This window comes from Arthrobacter sp. AL12, from assembly GCF_029960645.1.
In the GTDB taxonomy this organism is placed as follows: Bacteria; Actinomycetota; Actinomycetes; order Actinomycetales; family Micrococcaceae; genus Arthrobacter.
On record NZ_JASBQY010000020.1, the window covers coordinates 15,262 to 32,085 of the forward strand.

General features: G+C 65.8%; 16 protein-coding genes and 1 pseudogene. 8 read left to right on the forward strand and 9 right to left on the reverse strand.

Going from position 1 to position 16,824, the window contains the following annotated elements; genetic code table 11:
- Window positions 1-28: 28 nt before the first annotated feature.
- From QK291_RS16945 to QK291_RS16980, 8 genes are read left to right on the forward strand one after another with little or no spacing between them, the layout of a single operon-like run.
- Window positions 29-643 carry a DUF6668 family protein gene (locus QK291_RS16945; RefSeq protein ID WP_282383898.1) on the forward strand — a complete coding sequence of 205 codons (615 nt, stop codon included), beginning with the start codon at window positions 29-31 and terminating at the stop codon, window positions 641-643.
- A gap of 13 nt (window positions 644-656) precedes the next feature.
- On the forward strand, window positions 657-926 hold the full coding sequence (locus tag QK291_RS16950) for a hypothetical protein (RefSeq protein WP_243182088.1): 270 nt from the start codon (window positions 657-659) through the stop codon (window positions 924-926).
- A 27-nt stretch (window positions 927-953) separates the two neighbouring features.
- Window positions 954-1,709, forward strand: a complete 756-nt coding sequence (locus QK291_RS16955; RefSeq protein ID WP_282383900.1) for a hypothetical protein — start codon at window positions 954-956, stop codon at window positions 1,707-1,709.
- A gap of 1 nt (window position 1,710) precedes the next feature.
- Window positions 1,711-3,006 (forward strand): hypothetical protein, encoded by a 1,296-nt coding sequence (locus QK291_RS16960; RefSeq protein WP_282383901.1) that lies wholly within the window; start codon window positions 1,711-1,713, stop codon window positions 3,004-3,006.
- Window positions 2,993-4,501, forward strand: a complete 1,509-nt coding sequence (locus QK291_RS16965; RefSeq protein WP_282383902.1) for an SCO6880 family protein — start codon at window positions 2,993-2,995, stop codon at window positions 4,499-4,501. Before QK291_RS16960 ends, QK291_RS16965 begins: the two co-directional genes overlap by 14 nt.
- The gene (locus QK291_RS16970) at window positions 4,501-6,099 is read left to right on the forward strand and encodes an ATP/GTP-binding protein (protein WP_282383903.1); all 1,599 of its coding nucleotides are present in this window, start codon (window positions 4,501-4,503) and stop codon (window positions 6,097-6,099) included. Before QK291_RS16965 ends, QK291_RS16970 begins: the two co-directional genes overlap by 1 nt.
- Window positions 6,096-7,868, forward strand: a complete 1,773-nt coding sequence (locus tag QK291_RS16975; protein WP_282383905.1) for a type IV secretory system conjugative DNA transfer family protein — start codon at window positions 6,096-6,098, stop codon at window positions 7,866-7,868. The genes QK291_RS16970 and QK291_RS16975 overlap by 4 nt, the downstream gene beginning before the upstream one ends.
- Before the next feature lie 14 nt (window positions 7,869-7,882).
- Window positions 7,883-8,317, forward strand: coding sequence for a DUF4913 domain-containing protein (locus tag QK291_RS16980; protein WP_282383907.1), 435 nt, complete (start codon window positions 7,883-7,885; stop codon window positions 8,315-8,317).
- A 141-nt stretch (window positions 8,318-8,458) separates the two neighbouring features.
- Here QK291_RS16980 and QK291_RS16985 read toward each other — a convergent pair whose 3' ends face one another.
- From QK291_RS16985 to QK291_RS17025, 9 genes and pseudogenes are all read right to left on the reverse strand, one after another.
- Window positions 8,459-8,668, reverse strand: coding sequence for a hypothetical protein (locus QK291_RS16985; protein ID WP_282383909.1), 210 nt, complete (start codon window positions 8,666-8,668; stop codon window positions 8,459-8,461).
- 25 nt (window positions 8,669-8,693) lie between these two features.
- Entirely contained in the window at window positions 8,694-9,593 is a 900-nt protein-coding gene (gene pdxS / locus QK291_RS16990; RefSeq protein WP_282383910.1) for a pyridoxal 5'-phosphate synthase lyase subunit PdxS, read from the reverse strand.
- 80 nt (window positions 9,594-9,673) lie between these two features.
- Window positions 9,674-10,558: a formyltetrahydrofolate deformylase gene (purU, locus tag QK291_RS16995; protein ID WP_282383911.1), complete on the reverse strand. Its 885-nt coding sequence runs from the start codon at window positions 10,556-10,558 to the stop codon at window positions 9,674-9,676.
- Between the two features lie 3 nt (window positions 10,559-10,561).
- Window positions 10,562-10,735: pseudogene (locus QK291_RS17000) on the reverse strand (L-serine ammonia-lyase, iron-sulfur-dependent, subunit alpha); the annotation flags it as partial.
- A gap of 19 nt (window positions 10,736-10,754) precedes the next feature.
- Window positions 10,755-11,240 (reverse strand): glutathione peroxidase, encoded by a 486-nt coding sequence (locus QK291_RS17005; protein ID WP_282383912.1) that lies wholly within the window; start codon window positions 11,238-11,240, stop codon window positions 10,755-10,757.
- Window positions 11,241-11,394: 154 nt separating this feature from the next.
- On the reverse strand, window positions 11,395-12,810 hold the full coding sequence (locus QK291_RS17010) for an L-serine ammonia-lyase (protein ID WP_282383913.1): 1,416 nt from the start codon (window positions 12,808-12,810) through the stop codon (window positions 11,395-11,397).
- On the reverse strand, window positions 12,810-13,445 hold the full coding sequence (locus QK291_RS17015) for a sarcosine oxidase subunit gamma family protein (protein WP_282383914.1): 636 nt from the start codon (window positions 13,443-13,445) through the stop codon (window positions 12,810-12,812). The genes QK291_RS17010 and QK291_RS17015 overlap by 1 nt, the downstream gene beginning before the upstream one ends.
- Window positions 13,438-16,401 carry a 2Fe-2S iron-sulfur cluster-binding protein gene (locus QK291_RS17020; RefSeq protein ID WP_282383915.1) on the reverse strand — a complete coding sequence of 988 codons (2,964 nt, stop codon included), beginning with the start codon at window positions 16,399-16,401 and terminating at the stop codon, window positions 13,438-13,440. Before QK291_RS17020 ends, QK291_RS17015 begins: the two co-directional genes overlap by 8 nt.
- Window positions 16,398-16,820, reverse strand: a complete 423-nt coding sequence (locus QK291_RS17025) for a sarcosine oxidase subunit delta (RefSeq protein WP_282383916.1) — start codon at window positions 16,818-16,820, stop codon at window positions 16,398-16,400. Before QK291_RS17025 ends, QK291_RS17020 begins: the two co-directional genes overlap by 4 nt.
- Window positions 16,821-16,824 lie beyond the last annotated feature (4 nt).

Below are 16,824 nucleotides of genomic sequence, written 5' to 3' on the forward strand. Positions count from 1 at the left end.
CCACCACGGACTCTGAAAGGAGGCACCCATGCAACAGTCCCTGAACCCCTGGATCACCCACCCGGCTCCGACGGACGGCGCGGAGACGGCAGCTCCTGAGGCGCATGTGCCGCCGGAGGCCGTGCTCAGTGGACCTCTGAAGGGAATGGTCGAACCGGACGCCGCAGACCGTCTGGCCCGCCGCACCGTCGCCGGCTCCGCAGCGCTGTGGGTCGCCGGCGCCCACGGTGGATCCGGTGAAAGCCGCATCGCTGACCTGATCGGCGGGGCACGGGCGACCGGTCACTGCTGGCCTGTCCTCCAGGACGGCAGCAAGCCGCGGGTGCTGCTGGTTTGCCGTGCAGACATGCGCGGCCTGACAGCTGCACAAAGCGCCCTGACCCAGTGGGCATCAGGCGCGGCACCGGACCTTGATCTGCTCGGCCTCGCCGTTCTGGCGGACGCACCGGGGAAGAGTCCCAAACCCTTGCGGGACTTCGCCGCCATCGTCGGCGGGGGAGCCCCCCGGTCCTGGACCCTGCCCTGGGTCGAGGCCTGGCGGCACGGAGACTCCACCACCCTGCCGCCGGCCCGCGAATACCAACGCTTCATCACTGACTTAGCCGCCCTGGCTACCGCCTCCACACCCGGCATCACCAACTGAAAGGTCTCTCACCATGAACTCCTTCTCCGTACTTGCAACAAGCGTCATCCCCAACCCGACTCCCGTTGTCCCGGCACAGGCGGGTGGCCTCCTCACGATCCTGAACTGGGCCTCCGGCATCGGCCTGGTCCTCGGTGTCCTGGGCGTGATCATCGTCGGCATCGGCATGGTCATCCAGCTCCAGCGCGGCGAGGGCGCTCAGGCCATCGGCAAGCTCGGCTGGGTCCTGATGGGCTGCATCATCATCACCGGTGCCTCCGGCATCGTCCGCGCCTTCGTCTAAACCAGCACCAACAACGGGAGGTTCACCATGAGCCAGTCAACAGAGAGCACCACCGAAAGCAATCCGTTCACCAAACCCGGTTTCATCATTGCTGCCGCGCTGGTGGTCGCGCTGATTGCAGCAGCCGTCGTCATCTTCCTGCTCCCCAAGGGACAGGACAACGCCCAGCCGGCCCCCGCTGCATCGCCGGACAGCGTCTCCGCAACACCGACAAAGTCAGCAGACGCGGCGGGAAAAAGCATCTGCGGGCTGCCGTCAAGCACCGAGACAGCCCTGGGAACAGCGCCGAAGTCCAAGTGGGAACTCGTTGGAAAAATGGCCGTACCCACCGACCCCAAGACTTCCGGCCCGGGACAGACCGACTCAGACGGATTCCGGTCTTGCTTTGCGCATTCACCGGCCGGGGCGCTCTATTCCGCCATGAACGTTGGCGCACTGGGCTCGGCGGGTTCGCCGCAACTTGAGGTGAAGCTGGCGGACAAGCTCCTCGTTCCGGGCAAGGGACGCGACGCTGCTATGAAGGAGGCCGCGAGCTCGAGTGCCTCCAGTGGATCCGACACAACCATTCAGGTCAAGGGCTTCTCCATCAAGTCCTACACGGCCTCGGAGGCCAATGTGGACCTAGCTTTTGAGACAAACAAAGGAGTCCTTGTCCATACGATCCTGTCGATGCGTTGGATGGACGGTGACTGGAAAGTGAAGCCGGCTGACGACGGGGTAACTTTCAGCGGCGTCTCCCAGCTCAGCGACCTCAGCGGTTTCATTCTCTGGTCAGGCGTCTGAGATGGCTGAGTGCAAATGGGGGGAGCTGACGTGCGTCGCGGGGAACATCGCAGCCGGAGCAGTTGACGACGCCATAACAAACCTGGCGAAGTCGATCATGGAGGGCATGAGCCAGATGGTGACGACTCTGTCGACTTTCTGGGTGTCCATGCCCACGGTGAACCTGGCCAGCTCTGACGGTGCGACGCCGAGTCCCGTCGTCTCCGTGGTGAACAGCGAATTGATGGTCTGGACTCTGACGCTGGCTGTCCTCGCGGTCATTCTCGGTGGCATCCGGATGATCTGGGAACAACGCGGAGCACCTCTCAAGGATCTGCTCCGGTCCCTGATCACGCTGGGTCTGGTCACGGGGCTTGGCCTGGGGGTCATCTCGATCCTGGTGATCGCCGCGGATGCTTTCTCGGCCGAGATCATCAAGCGTTCCACGGACGGCAAGGGCTTTGCCGAATCCATGAAAATTCTCGTGCTGGCCAATCAATCGGGTGTCGGGGTTTTTATCCTCATCGTTCTGGGGTTGATCGGTCTGATTGCCTCCCTCGTCCAGGTCGTTTTGATGGTGGTCCGCAGCGGCATGCTGGTGATTCTGGCGGGCATCCTGCCTACCACCGCGGCCTTCACCAACACCGAGATGGGGCGGCAGTGGTTCCAGAAAGCAGTTGGCTGGACTATCGCGTTCATCCTCTACAAACCTGCCGCAGCCATCGTCTATTCGGTCGCATTCCTGCTCATGGGTAGCAACAGCGGGAAGGATTCGTTGATCACGTCCATCACGGGTTTCACGTTGATGATCGTCGCTCTGTTCGCTTTGCCGGCGCTGATGCGGTTCGTCACGCCGATGGTCGGTGCCGTCGCCTCCGGCGGGGGGGCAGGGGCAGGAGCCGCCGTGGGGGCCATGGCCACGGGTGCCGTATCCATGGGCCGCAGCGGAAGCGGTAAAGGCAATGCATCCCCGACACCGGCCAGTACACAAAACAACCAGTCAGGCTCATCTCCGAAGGGCAGCGCTGGAACAACCGGACCCCGGGGCAATGGCGGCCAGCCGACACCCGGGGCGACCGGTCCGGGCGGGGCCACCAGCGCCGCCACAGCCGGCGCAGCAGGCACTACCGGCGCAGGAGCAGGAGCAGGAGCAGGAGCAGCCGCAGGCAGCGCAGGCGCCGCCTCGGGTGCAGCGTCAGCCGCCGGCCCGGCCGGCATGGCCGTCGCCGTAGGAGCACAAGCAGCGTCCAGGGTTTCCCGGGCCGCACAACAGACCGCGCAGGATTCAACCGGGGAGGGCCCCAGTGGCAGCAATTAATACCGAATACAAGGAACCGTCCTACGGCAACTGGCGCGTCCCGCGCTCTGCCGGGCTGGGTAATCTCGGCGCGATCGGCACCGGCATTGTCATGGCCGGGTTGTTGCTGGGCATCATCAGCTTCGCGATCTGGGGCCTGCTCCCGGGCCTGGGGGTCCTGGCCGTGGCCGGGGCCAGTGCCCTGTTGCTGACGGTCAAGGACAAGCACGGCCAGTCCGTTGTTGACCGTTTCGGAACACGGATGAGCTTCCGTCTCTCCAAGTCCTCCGGAACGAACCTCTACCGATCCGGCCCCCTCGGCGTGACGGCCTGGGGCATGTACCAGCTGCCCGGCCTCGCCGCGAAGTCCACCCTGTACGAATTCACCGACTCCTACAAGCGCCCGTTCGCCCTGCTGCATGTGCCTTCCACCAGCCACTACACCGTGATCTTCTCCACCGAACCCGACGGCGCGTCCCTGGTGGACCCGGAACAGGTCGATGCCTGGGTGGCGAACTGGGGCGGCTGGATCGCCGGCCTAGGAGACGAAGCGGGCCTGGACGCCGCCGCCGTAACGGTCGAGACCGCACCGGATTCCGGCTACCGGCTCCGCAATGAGGTCACCATGAACATCGACCCGAACGCCCCGGATTTTGCCAAGAACGTGCTCAACGAGGTCGTCGACACGTATCCGGAAGGTTCGGCCACGGTCCGGGCCTGGGTATCCCTGTCCTTCAACGCCTCCCTGCGGACCGGATCGAAGAAGCGCACACCTGAAGATGTGGCCCGGGACCTCTCGTCCCGGATCCCCGGCCTTTCGGCCCGGCTGCAGTCCACCGGCGCCGGGATCGCCCGTCCGATGTCCGCGCAGGAACTCTGCGAGGTCGTCCGGATCGCCTACGATCCGCCCGCCGCCCTGATCATTGATCAAGCGCACGCCGCCGGCTCCCCGGTGTCCCTGACCTGGGGCGAAGTTGGACCCTCCGCGACGCAGGCGAGCTGGGATGACTACCGGCACGACAGCGCGTTCTCAGTTTCCTGGACCATGACAGGTGCCCCGCGCGGTTCGGTGAACTCCTCGGTCCTGTCCCGGCTGCTGGCCCCGCACGGGGACATTGACCGCAAGCGGATCTCGCTGCTGTACCGCCCGATGGATTCGGCCCGTGCCGCGGCCGTGGTGGAGCGGGACCAGAACAACGCCAACGTCCGCATCACCTCCGGAAACCGCCCGTCCGCCCGGGCCCTGGTCGACGCCCGCTCCGCCGTGCAGACCGCGCAGGAGGAAGCCCAGGGCGCCGGGCTGGTGAACTTCGGCATGGTCGTCACGGCCACCGTGACCGATAAGGAACGCCTCCCCGATGCCGTCGCGGCCGTGGAACAGACCTCGGGTACTGCCCGGGTGCTGCTGCGCCGCGCCTTCGGTGCCCAGGACACTGCGTTCGCGGCATCGCTGCCGCTGGGGCTGGTGTTGCCCAAGCACAGCATGCTGCCGTCCGAGATTAAGGATGCCCTGTAATGGCCCGCATGAAACTCTTCACCCGCCCCGCCAAAAAGGTCACAGCGCCGGTCAAGGCTGCGCCGAAGAAGAAGGCTGTGAAGGAACAGCGTCAGCCCGGGCCCTCTGCCCGGGGCTGGACCGGACGCGGCGGCGGGATGGCCCAGCTCGTTCCGTCCGTGAAGGAATACCGGGGAACCACGGTTCAGGTTTGCGGGCTGTGGCCGTTTTCCTCTGGGGCGTCCTCGCCCATGATCGGCGTCCCGCTCGGCCGCCACGAGGAAACGCAGGCCACGGTCTGCTGTGACCCGATCAGCTGGTTCCAGCGGGCACGGCTGATTTCCAATCCGTCGGCGTTCATCTTGGGCAAGCCGGGGCTGGGGAAGTCCACCGTGGTGCGTCGGATGTTCATCGGTCTCTCCGCTCAGGGCGTCCACCCCCTGATCCTGGGGGATTTGAAAGGCGAGCACGTCAAAGCGGTCCAGGCGCTCGGCGGGCAGGTCATCAGGCTCGGCCGCGGTGTCGGCTACCTGAACATCCTCGATCCCGGCCAGGCCGTCGAAGCGGCGCAGTTGCTCGAGGACAGCGGCCACCATGAGGACGCCGCCCGGGTCCGAGCCGACGCGCACGGCCGGCGCCTGACCATGGTTGTCTCGCTGATCACGATCAGCCGGAACAACCCGCCCACCGATCAGGAACAGACGATCCTGGACCGGGCCTTGCGGGTCCTCGATGACCGGTTCGACGGCGTTCCGGTCCTGAAAGACCTGCTGGACGTGATCATCTCCGCACCCGATGAGCTGCGCCAAGTTGCACTGGACCGCGGCGACATGAACGTCTACCTGCAGGAAACCCGGGCGCTGGAAGCAACCCTGCTGGGCCTGACCGGAGGCGGGAAGCTCGGAGAAATCTTCTCCCGCCACACCACCAACCCCATGATGCGCGACCGCGCCGTGGTCTTCGATGTCTCCAGCATTGACGAGACCGAAACCGACCTCCAAGCAGCAATTCTGCTCGCGTGCTGGTCCTACGGTTTCGGCACGGTCAATGTCGCCAACGCCCTCGCGGACGCCGGACTGGAACCGCGCCGGAACTACTTCGTGGTCCTGGATGAGCTGTGGCGGGCGCTGCGCGCCGGTAAAGGCATGGTGGACCGGGTGGACGCCCTGACCCGTTTGAACCGCTCCGTGGGTGTCGGGCAGATCATGATTTCCCACACCATGTCCGACCTGCTGGCACTGCCGGCAGAAGAGGACCGGATGAAAGCCCGCGGCTTCGTGGAACGCTCCGGCATGGTGATCTGCGGCGGCCTACCGGCCTCCGAAATGCCGTTGCTGACCTCGGCCATTCCGCTGTCCCGCCAAGAGCAGCAGAAGCTCATTTCCTGGCAGGACCCGCCCGCGTGGGACTCCCGCGGGCTCGACGTCGAACCTCCCGGACGGGGGAAGTTCCTGATCAAGGTCGGTGGCCGGCCCGGGATCCCCGTCCTGGTGGGACTGACATCTTTGGAGCAAGGCCCGTACGGGGTCAACGACACCGAGGGGAAATGGAGAGAGATCCCGGAAACCCTCCTCGAGCCAATGACCCCTGACCTACCCCTTGAGGGAGGCAGGCTGTGAGTGCACCTAACCGTAAGGGAATGGGCCTCGGCGATGCCCTGCTGGTCTGGATGGCCATTGGTTTCATTGTCGTCGTCGGCGGCGGGACCTACGCGGCCGTCCACCTGGGATCCTGGATGGCCGGCATCGACGCGCCGCCCAAACATCCCATTGATCTGATCTCCGGGCTGGTCAAGGGCCGGGTGCCGTGGCCTGTCCAGTCCACCGTCGCGGCCGCCGTCATGGCCGGTGTGGTCCTGGTCCTGGCCATCGTCGTGCTGCTGGCCTGGAAGAAGGGTGCATCCAGGCGTGCCCGCGTCGACAAGGCCGCCCGGTACCTGGGGCGGGGTAAGTCCTTGGCTGCGTTCTCCGAGAAGGGCGCGAAAGCGACGGCGGATCGGCTGGGCGTGACGGACGCTCCGGGCATCGTGGTGGGCAAGGTGGTCTCCACCGGCCAGACGTTCATTCAGTCCTGGGAAGACCTCAGCCTCGATATCTGGGGTCCCCGTACCGGTAAGTCGACCTCACGGGTCATGCCTGCCATCCTGGACGCACCCGGCGCCGTGGTCTCCACGTCGAACAAGCGTGACGTGGTGGACGGCACCCGTGGGGTCCGCGAGGCCACGGGCCCGGTGTGGGTGTTCGATCCGCAGAAGATCGCGCAGGAGGAAGCGCAATGGTGGTGGAACCCGCTGTCCTACGTCACCGACGAAGAGAAGGCGTACAAGCTCACGCAGCACTTTTCAGTCGGTTCACGGGTCCCGGGTTCCAATCCGGATGCCTACTTCGACCCTAAAGCCGAGGACATTCTCTCCTCGTACTTCCTCGCGGCCGCGCTCGGTGGGCTTCCCATCACGCAGGTTTACCTGTGGGTGACCGAGCAGGTAAACCGGGAACCCATCAACATCCTGAAAGAGAATGACTACGAGCTCCAATACAAGGGTCTGGAGTCCACGCTGGAACTCGCCGACAAACAGCGCGACGGTATCTTCGGCACCGCCGAGAAGATGATCCAGTGCCTCAAGTCCAGGAACACGCTGCGCTGGGTGGCCCCGATGGGCGGCGCGACGGTGGCCACGGATGCCCGCCGGCAGTTCAACCCGCACGCTTTCGCTGCCTCCCAGGAGACGATCTACATCCTCTCCAAGGAAGGGGCCGGCTCCGCTTCCCCGCTCACCACAGCGTTGACGGTGGCGATCGCCGAGGCGATGGAGGAACGGGCCGAACGCAGCGGCGGCCGTCTGCCCAAGCCTGCGCTGTTCGCCCTCGATGAGTTGGCCAACGTCGTCCGCTGGGCGGCCCTGCCGGATCAGTTCAGCCACTATGGGTCCAAGGGCCTGATCGTCATGGGCATCCTGCAGTCGTGGTCCCAGGGCGTCGAACTGTGGGGCGAGGCGAACATGCGGAAGATCTGGTCGGCCGCGAACGTCAAGGTCTACGGCGGCGGCGTCGCTGAAGAAGGCTTCCTCCGGGCGCTCTCGGACCTGATCGGGGACTACAGCTACACCAACGTCTCCGTCTCCTCCGGAAAGTCCGGCTCCAGCCGCTCCCGCCAGGAAGGCAAGGAACGCATCTTCGACGTCTCCAACCTCGCGGAACTGGACCGCGGCCGCGCCGTCGTCCTCGCCTCCGGCGCACCCGCCACACTGGTCCGCACCATGCCCTGGTACACCGGCCGGCACAAAGACGCGGTGGAAGCCTCCATGAAGAAGTACAGCCCCCGCCCGGAGGAACCGGAGCCCGTCCCGGTGCCCGCCGCCCCGGTCGCTAATCCCTGGGTCACCGGGTAAGGAAGCAATCAGCCATGGCAGATGATTTCGGACTGTTCGATACGGACACCCCCGCCCCCAACCCCGGCGCAAGCGAGGACGGCAAGCCGGAGAACACACCGGAGCTCGTCTACGGCACGGCTGAAGAGTTCCTCCACGAGCAGCTGCTGCCGACATTCGTCCGCAGTGTCACTGGTAAGACCGCGAAGTGGTGCATCGAGTGGTATTTCCACCCCGAAGCCGTCTCGCGCGTTGCGGCCTTGTGGCGTTCCTGGGAGCACCTGCGCCTCGACCCGGCCACGGGGATGAGCGTTTGGTGGCGTGATCACGCGGACCACCACATGGGTGTCCTGCTGAACCCACAGGGCCCGTTCTACAACTGCGACATGAAAGAACACCGCGACCCCGACCATCTGGAACCAAGGATGGCACCAGCTGGCTGGTTCCCTGACGTGAGGCTCTACAACTAGAAGTAGGACTGTCCACGGCGTACCGCCAAAAAAGCGCGCCGGTTCCGATTCTGGTTTTCTGGCACCCGCTGTGTGACACCTGAGTCTCATGGCGATTTGGCGAGCGACGGACACAACGAAGATTACGGAGAATCCCCGAGGTCAGCGAGGAACCGCGGAGACGGCCCATGCCTCGTAGCCTTGGGCTTTGTCGATCATTTTCCGCGGGTTGTTGCCTTCCTGGGCAAGCCAGAGGATGTTGGAGTCTTTTGTGGCGTGGTCAACGCGACCTGTGCGGACGGTGTGTCCTTGGCGCCGGATTTCCACTGTTGCACCGATCAGGTGGGACCAGTCGTCATGACGGATGATCAAGTTCGTTCCTTTCAGAGTGTTGCTGTCACCAGCCGCGTTCGGCGAGGCGGTGCGGGGCCGGGATTTCTTCGACGTTGATGCCGACCATGGCCTCGCCCAGGCTGCGGGAGGCCTTGGCGATCTCGTCCGGGTCATCGAAGTACGCGGTTGCTCTGACGACGGCGGCAGCGCGCTGGGCCGGGTTGCCGGACTTGAAGATACCGGAGCCGACGAAGACGCCGTCGGCGCCGAGCTGCATCATCATCGCGGCATCGGCCGGCGTGGCGATGCCGCCGGCGGTGAACAGCACCACCGGAAGCTTGCCAGCGGCGGCCACTTCCTTGACCAGTTCGTACGGGGCCTGCAGTTCCTTGGCGGCGACGTAGAGCTCGTCCTCGGCCATGCCGGCAAGCTTCTTGATTTCCGAACGGATCTGGCGCATGTGGGTGGTGGCGTTGGAGACGTCGCCGGTGCCGGCTTCACCCTTGGATCGGATCATGGCCGCGCCCTCGTTGATGCGGCGCAGGGCCTCGCCGAGGTTGGTGGCGCCGCAGACGAAGGGAACCTTGAAGTTCCACTTGTCGATGTGGTTCGCGTAGTCGGCCGGGGTGAGGACCTCGGACTCGTCGATGTAGTCCACGCCGAGGGTCTGGATGACCTGGGCTTCGACGAAGTGGCCGATCCGGACCTTCGCCATGACCGGGATGGACACTGCGCCGATGATCGCCTCAATCATGTCCGGATCGGACATGCGGGACACGCCGCCCTGGGCGCGGATGTCGGCCGGAACGCGTTCCAGCGCCATGACTGCAACGGCTCCGGCATCCTCGGCAATGAGGGCCTGCTCGACGTTGACGACGTCCATGATGACGCCGCCCTTGAGCATCTCCGCCATGCCGCGCTTGACTCGGTTGCTGCCCGTAACCCGGGGAAGTGGCTGATTCACTGGATGTCTCTTTCGTTGTTGTGGTGGTGACAGAAGCCAGCATGAGACGGCTATCGACCGACGTGCCGGTGGACGCGTAGCTATTTCAGGACGACGGTCCGGTTGCCCTGGAGGAAGACGCGTCCCTCGCAGTGCCAGCGGACGGCGTTGGAGAGTGCTTTGCGCTCGGTGTCCCGTCCGGCGGCGACGAGGTCCTCGGCGGTGTAGGTGTGGTCTACCTCCACCACCTGCTGGGAGATGATCGGGCCCTCGTCGAGCTCCGCGTTGACGTAGTGGGCGGTGGCGCCGACGGTCTTCACGCCGCGGGCGTGTGCCTGATGGTAGGGCTTGGCGCCCTTGAAGCTGGGCAGGAAGGAGTGGTGGATGTTGATGGCCCGGCCGTCCAGGCGGCGGGTGAGATCGTCGCTGAGGACCTGCATGTAACGCGCCAGAACCACGAGTTCGACATCCAACCGGTCGACGAGTTCCATCAGGCTCTCCTCGGCCGCCGGCTTGGTGTCTGCCGTGACGGGCACGTGGAAGAAGGGGATGCCGTGCCATTCCACGATCCCGCGGTGGTCCGGATGGTTCGAGACGACCCCGACAATATCGATGGGCAGCTCGCCGATGCGGGCGCGGAACAGCAAGTCGTTGAGGCAGTGCTCGAATTTGGACACCATGATCAGGACCCGGCATTTCGTCCCCGCGGCCCGCAGGTGCCACTGCATACCAAATCTTTCGGCCACGGGACCGAAAGCCTCCCGGAGCGATTCGAGGGTGGCCGGCCCGCCGGGGGAGTCCCCGGACGAGGCAAAGTGGAGCCGCATGAAGAAATGGCCGTCGTCCTGGGAATCGAATTGCTTGCTCTCCAGGATGTCGCAGCCCTCTTCCAGCAGGAATCCGGACACAGCGTGCACGATTCCCCGGGTCTCCGGGCAATCGAGGGTCAGAACGAAGTCAGCGGCCGTGCTATTCAAGGTATCCACGGGTCAGCACTCGATCACGTTCACGGCCAGGCCTCCGCGGGAGGTTTCCTTGTACTTGGTCTTCATGTCCGCTCCTGTCTCACGCATGGTCTTGATCGCTTTGTCCAGCGATACTTTGTGGCTGCCGTACCCCTGCAGGCACAGGTCGGCGGCGTTGATGGCCTTCACACTGGCGATGGTGCGGAGTCAATCCGTGTCATGCGAGGGCCCCCTGCACGGCGCCAATGACTTCGGGTGATTCAGGAGCCATCGTCGAGGCAAAGCGCGCTACAACCCCACCGTCGCGGTTCACTAGAAACTTCTCGAAATTCCACTGCACCTGCTCCGGAAGATCGGGATTTCTGAACTTGGTTAGTTCCGCGTAGAGCGGGTGCTGGTCTTCGCCATGGACGTCTGCCTTGGCAGTCATCGGGAACGTCACACCGAAGTTGCGTTCGCAGAACTCGGCGATCTCGGCGTCGGCCCCCGGCTCCTGCCCGGCAAACTGATGGCACGGGATCCCCAGCACCGCGAATCCCTGCTCCCGGAACTTGTTGTGCAGCGCCTCTAGTCCTGCGTACTGCGGCGTGTGTCCGCAATGGGACGCGACGTTCACCACCAGTACCACCTCCCCCTTGAAGCGGCCGAAGTCAGCGTCCGTTCCGTCGATAAGGGTAAGGGGAATGGAGTGCAGAGCGGTCATGAGGCATCCTCGCAAAGTTGTTGATCCGAAGCGGCATCCCGGAAACGGCGCCGCCGCTCGTTTGGCACCACCGCACGTGGAACTGCATGGTTCCCTGCACGCCGAACGCCTGCCCCTTGCCGCGGCGGGATCCCGACTAAGTGGCCATCATGGCTCAACATTCGATGACGTTCACGGCGAGGCCTCCGCGGGAGGTTTCCTTGTACTTGGTTTTCATGTCCGCTCCTGTTTCGCGCATGGTTTTGATGGCTTTGTCCAGCGACACTTTGTGGCTGCCGTCGCCGTGAAGGCACAGGCGGGCGGCGTTGATGGCCTTGACGCTGGCGATGGCGTTGCGTTCGATGCAGGGGATCTGCACCAGACCGCCGACGGGGTCGCAGGTCAGGCCGAGGTTGTGCTCGATCCCGACTTCGGCGGCGTTTTCCACCTGTTCCGGGGTGCCGCCCAGGACTTCGCACAGTCCGGCTGCGGCCATGGAGCAGGCCGAGCCGACTTCCCCCTGGCAGCCGACCTCCGCGCCGGAGATGGAGGCGTTGATCTTGAACAGGATTCCGACGGCGGCGGCTGTGAGCAGGAAGCGGATGACGCCGTCGTCGTTGGCTCCGGGGACGAACTTGACGTAGTAGTGCAGGACGGCCGGCACGATCCCAGCGGCGCCGTTGGTGGGGGCGGTGACGATCCGCCCGCCTGCGGCGTTTTCCTCGTTGACGGCGAGGGCGAACAGGTTCACCCATTCCATGGCGAGCAGCGGGTCCGCGGGCACCTGGACCGGGGACGAATTCCTCGCTTCGGCTTCGGCGTTGACGGCGAATGCTGCCAGCGTCCGGAACAATGCCGGGGCACGGCGTTTGACGTTCAGCCCGCCGGGCAGGATTCCCTCGGCGGCGCAGCCGTTCTCGACGCACTGGCGCATGACCGCCCACAGGGCCAGGAGCCTGTCCCGGAGTTCGGCTTCGCTGCGCCAAGTGAGTTCGTTGGCGAGCATCACGTCGGCGATGGACATGTTCTCGCGGGCGCAGATTTCCAGGAGTTCGTCGCCTGTCGTGAAGGGGTAGGGCAGCACCGTGTCGTCGGCCACGACCTGGTCAGCGCCCTGGGCGGTGCCGTCGACGACGAATCCGCCCCCGATGGAGTAATAGCTCCGTTCGCTGAGGACCGTACCGGTGTGGTCCAGGGCGCGGAAGGTCATGCCGTTGGGGTGGGCCGGGAGGGATTTGCGGCGGTGCAGCACCACGTCCTCGTCCCAGTTGAAGTCCACCCTGTGTTCCCCGCCGATCCGGATTTCGGCGTCGAGGGCGGCGGCGGCGACCTGGTCGTCCGCGGTGGCGGTGTCCACCGTGTCCGGGTCCTGGCCCTGGAGGCCCAGGACCACGGCCTTGTCAGAGCCGTGGCCCCGGCCGGTGGCACCGAGGGAGCCGAAAAGTTCGGCCTGGACCCTCGTGGTGGCGCTCAGCTGTCCGTCGCTCTTGAGTCCGTCGGCGAACCGTTTGGCTGCCCGCATCGGGCCGACCGTGTGGGAGGAGGACGGCCCGATGCCAACAGAAAACAGGTCCAGGACGCTGAGCGCCATCAGGGGACCTCGGGGGACGCGTACTCGCGCATCGCGTCAAGAAGCCAGCGGCCCAGGAACTCCGCGAACGAGGCCCGGGGGAAGAGCCGGAAGCTGTTCTCTGCGGTCTTCTGCAGCACCACGGGGATGTTGCCGACTTCGGTGGTCAGCGCCGTTCCCGGGGTGAAGCTGCGGGGGTGCAGGTCCAGGGCGCAGCCTTTTTCCAGGACGGCCCGGGCGCGCGGGCCTGAGAGCTCGAACGTGGTGCGGTTGGCGGAGAGGTCCACCACCTGGCCCGGGGCGTCGCCAAGTGCTTCCATGAGGGAGCCGATGAGGTTGCCGCCCAGGGAATCGTGGGCAGCTTCCGGTGCCACTGCCATGAACTCGGACGGTCCGAGCCAGAGGACGCTGATGCTGTCCGTGCCGGTCACTTCGCCGCAGTGTGCCGGCAGCCCGCCGGTCACGGCTGCGATCCGTGATCCGGCCTCGGAACGGGGGTCCACGCGAACTCCGGCCATCGTCTGGAACGGACCTTCGTTGAGGACCACCTTGCCCGGGACGGAGCCGGCCGCCAGCGCTTCGGTCAGGTGGTAGGCGGGGCTGCGGCGAATGTCCCGGAGTCCATTGATGCCTGTCAGTGCTGCTGTATTAGCCATCTTTGCGGGTCCCTTCAGAGTCAAAAAGTACGGTTTCTGAGACAACAACGTCCACCAGCTGGTCGCCGACGGCAGCCACGAGGGTCTCACCGATGCGGTTGCGGCCGTTCTTGATCAGGGCCAGGGCAAACGACCTGCCCAGGGCGGCGCTGTGGTAGCTCGAGGTCACGAATCCCTGCATGGGGACCGGACCGTAGGCGGGGTTGACGGTGATGCCCTGCTCCACAAGCTGGGTGCCTTCGGGGAGCCGGATCGTGCCGTCCACAGGAAGGACGCTGACCAGGTGCTTCCGGTCGGTGCGGGCGGCATCCTTCCGAGTGTAGGAGCGCTTGCCGATGAAGTCCTTGACCTTGGAGACCACCCACTCCATGCCGGCATCCTGCGGGGTGACGGTCCCGTCGGTGTCCTGCCCGACGATCGGGTAGCCCTTCTCCGCGCGCAGGACGTGCATGGTTTCGGTGCCGTACGGGGTGATGTTGAACTCCGCGCCGGCCGCGGCCACGGCTTCCCAGGTGTTCAGCCCGTACCAGGATGGGATGTTGATTTCGTAGGCCAGTTCGCCGGAGAACGAGATCCGGCAGATCCGGGCCCGGACGCCGGAGGCGAGGGTGGTTTCCTTGAACGTCATGAACGGGAACGCCTCGGCGTCCAGGCCGCCGTTGGCCGCCAGTTCAGGAGCCAGCTTCGCCACGACGGCCCGGGATTTGGGTCCGACGACGGCGATGGTGGACCACTGTTCGGTCACCGAGGTGCAGTGCACGTCCAGGTCCGGCCATTCGGTCTGCAGCCATTCCTCCAGCCAGTCGAGGACCTTCGCGGCGCCGCCGGTGGTGGTTGTCATGAAGTAGCGATCCTCGTCGAGGCGCAGGGTCACGCCGTCGTCGAAAATCATGCCGTCTGCCATGCACATCACGCCGTAGCGGGCGGAACCCGGGGCGAGCTTCTTGAACGCGTTGGTGTAGATCCGGTTGAGGAACTCCCCGGCGTCCTTGCCGCGGATTTCGATCTTGCCCAGCGTGGTGGCGTCCATAAAGCCTACGGAGTCGCGGACGGCAGCGCATTCGCGCAGCACTGCGGCGTCCATGTCCTCCCCGGCCTGCGGGTAGTACCAGGGGCGCTTCCACTGCCCGACGTCCTCGAACAGGGCACCCTGGGCGACGTGCCACGGGTGGATGGAGGTGACGCGGGCGGGGTCGAACAGTTCACCGCGCTGGCGTCCGGCGAGAGCCGCGAACGCCACCGGGGTGAACGGTGCCCGGTAGGTGGTGGTGCCGATGTCGCCGATTCCGCGCGATGCTTCCCCTGCCTGGCGGAGCGCGGCGGCGATGACGCCGATCGCGTTGACGCCGGAGGTCTTGCCCTGGTCGTTGGCGGTGCTGATCGAGGTGTAGCGCTTGATGTGTTCCACGGACCGCATGCCGGCTCCGGTGGAACGCAGCACGTCGGCTACAGACTGGTCACGCTGGAAGTCCACGAAGTGGTGGTGCCAGTCATCCGGCGTGCCTTCCTGGCCCGGGACCAGCCACAGCTGCCGGGTCGGGGCGGAGGCTTTCGGTTCCGAAAAGACCAGCGGATCGACGACTGCGCCAGCATTTTCAGGGCTGAAGCCTGCGGCGGCGGCTGCCGATGCTCCGGCTGAGATGCCCTCGGCCACGCACTCCGCGAGTTCGAAGCTGCCCCGGCCGGAGCCGATGGTCTGCTGGTTCGGGACCACGGTGCTCGGCACGAAAGCGGCGAGCTCGTCGTCCCAACGCAGCTTGCCCTGCCGCTGGGAGTGGAGGTGGACGAGCGGGCTCCAGCCACCGGAAACGGCCAGCAGATCGCAGGGGACCTCTTCGACGCCGGAGGTGAGATCGCCGTCTTCGTTGATGCTGCGGACGGTGACGGCGTTGAGCCGGCCGTCGCCGGAGTCCGAGGCGGTGGTGTTGGCAACGGCGCTGCCGATCAGCACCCGGGTGCCTGCTTCGACGGCGGCCGCAGCAACGTCCGTGAGCTTGGCACGGGCGTCGACGATGGCGGCGACCTTGACGCCGGCGGCCTGCAGGTCTGCAGCCAGGGCGTAGGCGCTGTCATTGGTGGTGCTGATGACAACGCGCTGCCCGGCCGCGACGGCGTAGCGGTTGAGATAGCTGCGGACGGCCGAGGCGAGCATGATGCCGGGGCGGTCGTTGTTCTCGAAGACCAGCGGGCGTTCGTGGGCGCCTTGGGCAACCACCACCTGGTTGGCGCGCACGTGCCAGATCCGCTGCCGGGAAACGCCGGGGGCGGCCGGGCTGGAGAGGTGGTCGGTGCGGCTCTGGACGGCGATGACGTAGTTGGCGTCGTAGGCGCCGAAGGCGGATGTCCTGTTCAGGACGGTGCTTTCGGCCCCCGAGACGAGTTCCGCTTCCACATCCGCTACCCATTCCAGGGCCGGCTTGCCTTCGATGATCTCAGCCAGCTCAGGTGCGGTGGAGCCGGAAAGAAGGGATCCGCCCAGTTCGGGCTGGTCGTCCATGAGGATCACGCGGGCGCCGGTGCGGACCGCCTCGCGGGCTGCGGCGAGGCCGGCGGGGCCGCCACCGATCACCAGGACGTCGGTGTGAACGTACTTCTTGTCGTACTCGGCGCGGTCCTCCTCCGGGTCCAGCTTGCCCAGGCCGTTGAGGAGTTCTGCCTTTAGGCCGTCCACCAGGGTGACCGTGGTGGCGGGAAGCATGGACTCGGCCACGTCGCCGGGGAAGCGTGGCGCGATCTTGACCATCGCGTTGGATTCCTCCACGCCTGCCGACATGATGCCCCGGGCCCGGTCCTCGTAGAGGGAGTTGCCGGCGGCGATCCGGCCGTTCGCGATCAGGGCCGAGGCGAGGGTGTCGCCGGGGTGGCCCGTGAATTCCTCGCCGTCCACGGTGAAACGCCAGGAGATGGTGCGGTCGATTCGTCCGCCGGCGGCGAGGCGGGCGTTCTGGGAAGTCACTTGGTTGCTCCCTTCGGGGCGGTGGCGCTGGCGGGTGTTGCGGCCGGGGCGATGCTGGAAGCTGAGATGCTGGGCGCGGAGTCCCCGGTTGTGGTGCTGTCAGCAGCGGTGCTGGCAGTGCCGGATTCGGCGGCGGCCGGGACCGTCACATCGGGCCGGGGCGTGCCCATCGGGTAGATGGCCTGGATGTCGTAGGTGAGCGTGTCGCGCAGCATGTTGAACCACTGGCGGCAGCCGGTGCTGTGCAGCCAGCGTTCGGCGAAAATGCCTTTGGTGTTGTCGCGGTAGAACAGGAACTGGGCCCATTCCTTGTCATTCAGGGCGTTCGGGTTCTCCGGGTACGGGACGTGGGCCTGGCCGCCGTAGTGGAATTCGGTCTCGTCCCGGGGGCCGCAGTTGGGGCATGAAATGAGGAGCATGTCC